Raw genomic sequence first — 6,701 nt, forward strand, 5'->3', positions numbered from 1 at the left:
CACAAAAACCGCAATGACTAGCGCGCAAGCCCCAGAATACAAAACCGCTTGCGATAAGCACTCAGCGCCATGCCAGTAGCGGCAAACATGGCGCTTGAAAGTGCACTTCGCAAGTTACTAAAACATTCAAGGCTTGTACAAAATTTCAATGACTTTTTCGGCAACTCGGCCCTTAACCTTCAGCTGATTGATGTTTACATTTGAAAGGAAAATGTAGTTTATATTGTCATCCGGAATTCGCAAAATATCGGAATGGAAGCCATACACACGCCCTGGATGCCCAATCGTAGAGTGTCCTGCTAAATCTTCAATGCCCAACCCCAATCCATAACCGACGAAAGGCACAAACCCATTTTTAAATATATGGGGCGAAATCATTTCTTTATAAGATTTCTCGCTAAGCAATTTACCCCCATGCAAGGCTTCGTTCCATATAAACAGATCCTCAACCGTTGAATAGAGCGCAGCTGCTCCGTTGTAGGTTGTCATATTTGAATCTTTCTCCTTATAGGGTTTACCTTCCGACACACCATAACCTATTGCGCTATTTGCATAATTGGTGCTACTCCCGTGCAAGCCCGAATTCCTCATTCCCAACGGCTTAAATATTTCGTTGTTCATATAGGTTTCAAGAGAAACACCTGCAATCTTCTCAACGATTAGACCCAATACAAAATACCCATTGCTGCAATAATGCCATTTTTCACCTGGCTCAAAATAAGGCTTATTTTTTTGTATATAGGAAAGATGCACAGAGGACGGAACTTCAGTTTCAATTGGGAAAGGAAAATCTTCATCTTTTTCTTGTTCCCACATTCCTGATGTGTGATCAAGTAAATTTCTTATTGATATAGTTTTTGCGTTAGGCAACTCTGGGAAAAACGTTTCCAATTTATCATATAACCCTAACTTACCCTGCTCTACCAACAGTAGAATCGAAACCGCCGTAAATTGCTTAGTAATAGAGGCCGCTTTAAAAATTGTACCAGTATCATTAGATTTTTTGTTTTCCACATCAGCAAAACCCACACTGCCTTTCGCAATTACTCGCCCATCTTTCGATATTAAATACGAAAATCCTGGCGAATCCTCATCAGCAAGACTCTCCATATATTCATTTATTTCTGCGGCATGGTATTTTTCTTTTGTGTCGTTACTCGCCATTAAGCCGATTTTCGGCGAGGAGCACGAAACCAACAATAGACCTACGACAGCCAGGCCAAATATTGAAGCATTTCCATTTTTATTCATTTTCAATCCCCTATCCTATGCTTATGTTTGAATGGCTAGCATAGCGCTCAACCAACAAGACAAAACCTGTTGCGTGTATATTTTGCGTATTTTTTCGGGGAGGGTGAGTGGAGCTATATCGACAAGGATAGAATCAAAAAATCATCTGTGGACAACCGGCCAAAAGACGCTGACTGGACCTGGTTGAGGACCAAGGATTTAAGGAAGCATCTGAGTATATACAATTTAGGACTGAATCCCTGCATCTAACACCTCCTTACTATCGAGAGATTCTCACTAAAGCTGAGGAGAAGTTCAGATTTTTCAGCTACTCATTATGAGAGCTTATACACTTTATAGCAGTGAAGTATTTTTCATCGTCATATGCAATTAATAAATAATCAATAGTAGTCGAATATGATTGAACCACGCTCTTACAAAAGCCACGGTTATAGATCGCCCCCATAGTTAGGTCGTCTGTAATGAGCACATTATCAATACCTAACTTTGATCTTATTATACCCTCAACAACCAAATTAGATGTGGTTATAGGATTTTTGGGATCAACACTTTCTAATATTACATGTGAAAGCATTAGCCATGACGAGGTTGATTTCAATATATCTGTGAATGGAACCAAGTCTGTCTCCAGAAGAGTTGGAATGTCAACATTCAAGCGAGCTGAAAAATGGTGTGTGTCAGACTGCACTCTTGAAAGGCCCGGAAAATGTTTTAATGTCGCTTTAACACCGGACGCCTCAAGCCCTTTCACATAAGGTAATGCCACGGCTACAACTTCTATTGGATTTGATGATATTGCCCTTGTAGCAATTAAAGAATGAAAATCAAATTTACTTGGAGGTAATTTAGGTTTTAGGTCAATAACCGGACTAAAATTTACTGTTATCCCCAATTCATTGAGCCATTTCCCTTGCATCTTTCCATACTCATAACTTGACTCTCCTTTGCTACTAGCAATAGCCAATGATTCTTGCTGCCTAACTAATGGTGATAATCTGGACACAGCGCCTCCCTCTTGATCGGTCGTGATAATCAAAGGGGGCAGGTCATTTTCTTTTCTTATTTCTTGCAGTTCTTCGATAAATGATTTTAGAGAATTATGTGTTTCACCTTGTATATTTCTTTTTGTTAAAAATATCCCCGCTATTCCATTGACAGCTAGTCTTTTAATCTGGTTTTTATCGTTAAAACCCACAATAAATCGTTTATTTATTAAAGAAAATTGGTTTGATTCATTCAATAAAATCTCATTTTTATATTTATAAAAATAAGATTCATTTTTGCTAACGATAACCAGCAAGATTGCAGTGAAAACCAAGCAAAAAACTCTAATCCATTTTTTTTCTTGTAGCATTGCACTAACAACCAAAAACACACTTGATAACAAGAAAAATAAAATTTCAAAATCCCTGATAAATAACAAATGAGGATCTCTAAAATTTAGCGCCCAAATAGCATTTATAAAAAGCAAGGAAAATATGAATATACTAACTACAACTCTTTTCACAATCTCCTAATTCTCCATATTAGTTTATTAAACGGCCGATACCATATTCCATTAAAACATACATCTAAAAATATCAATTAAATTAGGTGTTTGCTTCAAGTTTTACCTTTCTGATTCAAAAAATTTGCTAAACCGTTTTCTCCACAATACCCGTCGCCTTCCCATCCAAACTCAGCTGATTTTTTTCTTTCCAATAAGCTTTAATTCCCTCCTGGCCTTTATTTATCGCCCAGTTGGTTAATTGCTCGCGTTCAGTGACATAATCAAAAAAAGGCACTGCCATCCCGCAGGAAGTTTGCACCAAGTCAACATGCAGATCAAAAATCTGGCGCGCGCCGGGAGTTACAGCAAAGTTGCTGTAGAGTTGATTCCATTCGAGATCTCCATGATGAATCGCCCGAGCATTGCCATATAAACGCAAAATCATCGGCGCACCTTCAAACGCGGCGAACATAATGGTCATGCGTGGATGGGTTTGCAGGTGCGCGGCGGTTTCATTGCCGCTGCCGGTGACATTGAGCCAGATAACGCGGTTGCTATCGAGTACGCGCAGTGAATCCATTCCCTTGGGGGAAATATTGACCCGGCTATCATCAGTTGCTGTACCGACAAAAAATAATTTTTGCCGGGCGATAAATTCCTGAATGTCTGCGGAAATTTCTGAGTAGCGTTTTCCCATTGTTCAATTCCTTGTTTATTGATAAGTAGCTGATTAATAAATAATCGGCCGCGCTGCTGTTGTCAAAGTGGATCTATCTTCATCAGGGTCGCTTCGCCACCGCGATATGACTCCTGCGCAATAAACTGCCAACCCAGTTCACGATAGAATTTGGCTTGATCCGGAGTGAAGAGATAAAGCGGGCTGAAACCGAGTGCTTTGGCCTGACTAACAATATGCTTCACCAATGCCGCACCCACACCGCTCTTACGACAATCCGGCTTCACATAGACGCTCGCGAGCCAGGGCGATAGCTCGGGGTGGCTGTCCATATCACTCTCCACCAACGCGGCAGTACCTACCAACTGTTTGCCATCCACACAGATATACATCGCGGGCATAGCTGCACCTTTTAGATAGCGCTGCATGCGTTCGATACGGGACTCCAAGGTTCCGCCTGGATTTAAATAACCCCACTGCGCATGGTGCCAAGCGGCGATGGTGGGAATATGTTCGGGGGCGGAGGCTAGATTAATAATTTTCATGCGGTCTCATCTTGGTTGCTCAAGAGCCGGCATTATCCACCGAATGAGCGCCTCTATATAAGTGGCGACGGGCGCTACAACGCGAGTGAATAAGCAGAATTTTTCTCAGGCTTATTTCTTAGATAAAGGAGTTTCACTCTTTATATTCCATAAAGTGAACCCTCCCACATTGGATTTATTTTTAACTTGGGACGATTTAACTGACACCTTGGACTAGGGTGGCACGTCGGACAAGGCTCGCCTGTCGGGCGAGCGCCAAGCGCACCAGAATCTAACAATAAAATGGGACATATCATGAAACAGTTAAAGAATGCCTTACTCATATGGGGGGCAGTCGCACTCGCACCTGTCTGCTCAGCAACAATCACTTCCTACGGTGCGGGTAATATAACCGACGCCGCCAACCCCGCCGGTTACAAATGCGCGGTTGACCATGGCAACTGGATTTACAACGCGGGCATCGTAAAGCCGGGCGTGAGCAGCTGTAATCCGATTGGTGCACCTACTCCGTTGTATCCACAAAAAGTGGCTCCCGCAACCACCAAACACACCATGACCCATCGCTGGTGGGGTTCGATTTCGTTTATGGGCGAAATGAAAGTGGGCGATCCTAACGGCGCTGGCTACATTACGCCCGACCCTATGACCGCGCGCGTTACCGATCGCGGCGTGCGTATTATGGGCATTCCCGGCGGCCTGCGTACCAATCCCACAGCAACCCAATATTCCATTCCCGATCCGTTCAATGAAGTGTTTGATGGTATCGCCATCGCCAATACGGATTACACCAACCTCGAAGCCTACTTAAAAGATTACAGCGATGGCTCAGTGACTGTGCAGTGGAACAGCGGCAGTACGCCAGTGATGGAAGCGACCTTTGTACACGGTTCACCCTATGCGTATTTCACTGCGCTCAAAGGTAATTTGCAGTTGCGCACCAAGGCTGCTGATGGCGGAGAAAAAGGGATTTTTTACCAGCAAGGAAATTCCCTTGGGGTATGGACCAGCGTTGCGGGCAACTACAACAATTTCCTGATCACCGGTCACGATGCCACCACCTTTAGCAACACAAATACGGCGACTATCGGCATCAACAACACCAGCAAACGTATGACGGTCACGCTCTTGCCGCAAGTATCTGGCACTCCGCCTGCAGCAATGATTCAGGATTTTGCACAATACGCTGCACAGCGCGTGGATAAAGTGAACATCACTTACGCGGTAAACCGCACCACCAGCAAAGTGACTGTGACCCACAAATTCCAATTCAATGGCGCCCCCGTAACCACTATGGCGGGCATGTTGCCAATGGCATGGAAAAATTCCACGCAAGCAGTAAGCAATTACAAAGTGCGCAGCGCGCGCGGTGTGACAAAATTTGCAGCGACCAATAGTTTTAGTTACACGATTCCATTTGTGGGTGTGCTGCCTTATTTGCCAGAAAATATTGGCGATTACGATGCAAACCAATTAAAAGCTTTCGTTACTGAATTTGTAAATCAAGGCCCTGCCGGTTGGAACAATATGACCGATACCTACTGGGCGGGTAAAAATTACGGCAAGGTTGCCGAACTCGCTGCGATTGCTCGTTCAATTGGCATGACCGCTGAAGCAGATCAACTCATCAATTGGCTCAAAGGCGAATTGCAAGATTGGTTCCGCGCTAATACCAACGGCAGTGTCGATACCACCAAATATTTTTCCTACGACAGCAACTGGGATACCTTGCTTGGCTACGATGAATCTTTTGGTTCACAACAACAATTAAATGATCACCACTTCCACTACGGATATTTTGTGCGCGCCGCTGCAGAAATTTGCCGTGTTGATGCCAGCTGGTGTAGCGCAACGAATTACGGCCCTATGGTGGAATTATTAATTCGCGATTACGCCGCACCGCGCGACGATGCCATGTTCCCTTACCTGCGCAATTTTGATCCAGCTTACGGATTCTCCTGGGCATCAGGCCATGCGAACTTTGTATTGGGCAACAATAACGAATCCACTTCTGAAGCAGCCAATGCCTACGGCGCAATGGTGCTGTACGGCCAAATCACCAATAACAGAGCGCTCACTGAACGCGGCATTTATTTGCACGCATCATCCACTGCTGCCTATTGGGAATATTGGAACAACCTGGATCGCTTCCGCGGTTTAGGCGGTGATTACGATAACTTTGATGCAGCTTATCCAAAAATGACCACCTCCATTATTTGGGGCAATGGCCATGTATTTTCGACCTGGTTCAGCGGTGCCTACGCGCATATTTTAGGAATTCAAGGTTTACCACTGAGCCCACTGGTTTTCCACATTGGTCAACACGCCGATTACCTCGATAAGTACGTCGATTTAGGCATGAGTGAATCGAGCAATGGCAAACCTTCCGGTTTGATTAACGATCAATGGCGCGATGTCTGGTGGAATATTTGGGCAATGGCCGATGGCCAAGCCGCTGTCGATGATATGGAAACTTATGGTTTTAATTACGCACCCGAAGCAGGTGAAACCAAAGCACACACTTATCACTGGGTTTATACGCTGAAACAATTAGGTCATTTAGCAACAGGTACAGGTGCATTAACTGCAAGCAGCCCCACTGCTGTGGCATTTAATAAAAATGGATTGATGACTTACATCGCGTACAACTATGGTTGCAGCCCTCTGTATGTTGTCTACTCGGATGGTATGACGCTGAATGTGCCCGCAAGAAGTTTCCGCGTAAAGCGCACAGGCGAAACAC

5 protein-coding genes are annotated in these 6,701 nt (G+C 44.2%); 1 reads left to right on the plus strand and 4 read right to left on the minus strand.

The window, feature by feature from the left end; translation table 11 throughout:
* Positions 1-126: 126 nt before the first annotated feature.
* The 4 genes from ACWA6V_RS14905 to ACWA6V_RS14920 form a co-directional block, all read right to left on the minus strand.
* Positions 127-1,251: a serine hydrolase domain-containing protein gene (locus ACWA6V_RS14905; protein WP_449523236.1), complete on the minus strand. Its 1,125-nt coding sequence runs from the start codon at positions 1,249-1,251 to the stop codon at positions 127-129.
* Between the two features lie 307 nt (positions 1,252-1,558).
* Positions 1,559-2,758 (minus strand): glycoside hydrolase family 3 N-terminal domain-containing protein, encoded by a 1,200-nt coding sequence (locus ACWA6V_RS14910; protein WP_449523232.1) that lies wholly within the window; start codon positions 2,756-2,758, stop codon positions 1,559-1,561.
* Positions 2,759-2,885: 127 nt separating this feature from the next.
* On the minus strand, positions 2,886-3,437 hold the full coding sequence (locus tag ACWA6V_RS14915) for a pyridoxamine 5'-phosphate oxidase family protein (RefSeq protein WP_449523233.1): 552 nt from the start codon (positions 3,435-3,437) through the stop codon (positions 2,886-2,888).
* 62 nt (positions 3,438-3,499) lie between these two features.
* A complete protein-coding gene (locus tag ACWA6V_RS14920) occupies positions 3,500-3,961 on the minus strand; it encodes a GNAT family N-acetyltransferase (protein WP_449523234.1) in 462 nt (153 codons plus the stop codon).
* Positions 3,962-4,255: 294 nt separating this feature from the next.
* Between ACWA6V_RS14920 and ACWA6V_RS14925 the strand changes: the two genes are divergently transcribed.
* The coding region (locus tag ACWA6V_RS14925; protein ID WP_449523235.1) for a glycosyl hydrolase at positions 4,256-6,701 on the plus strand (2,446 nt) is incomplete at its 3' end.

The sequence above is a fragment of the Cellvibrio sp. genome (genome assembly GCF_053579595.1).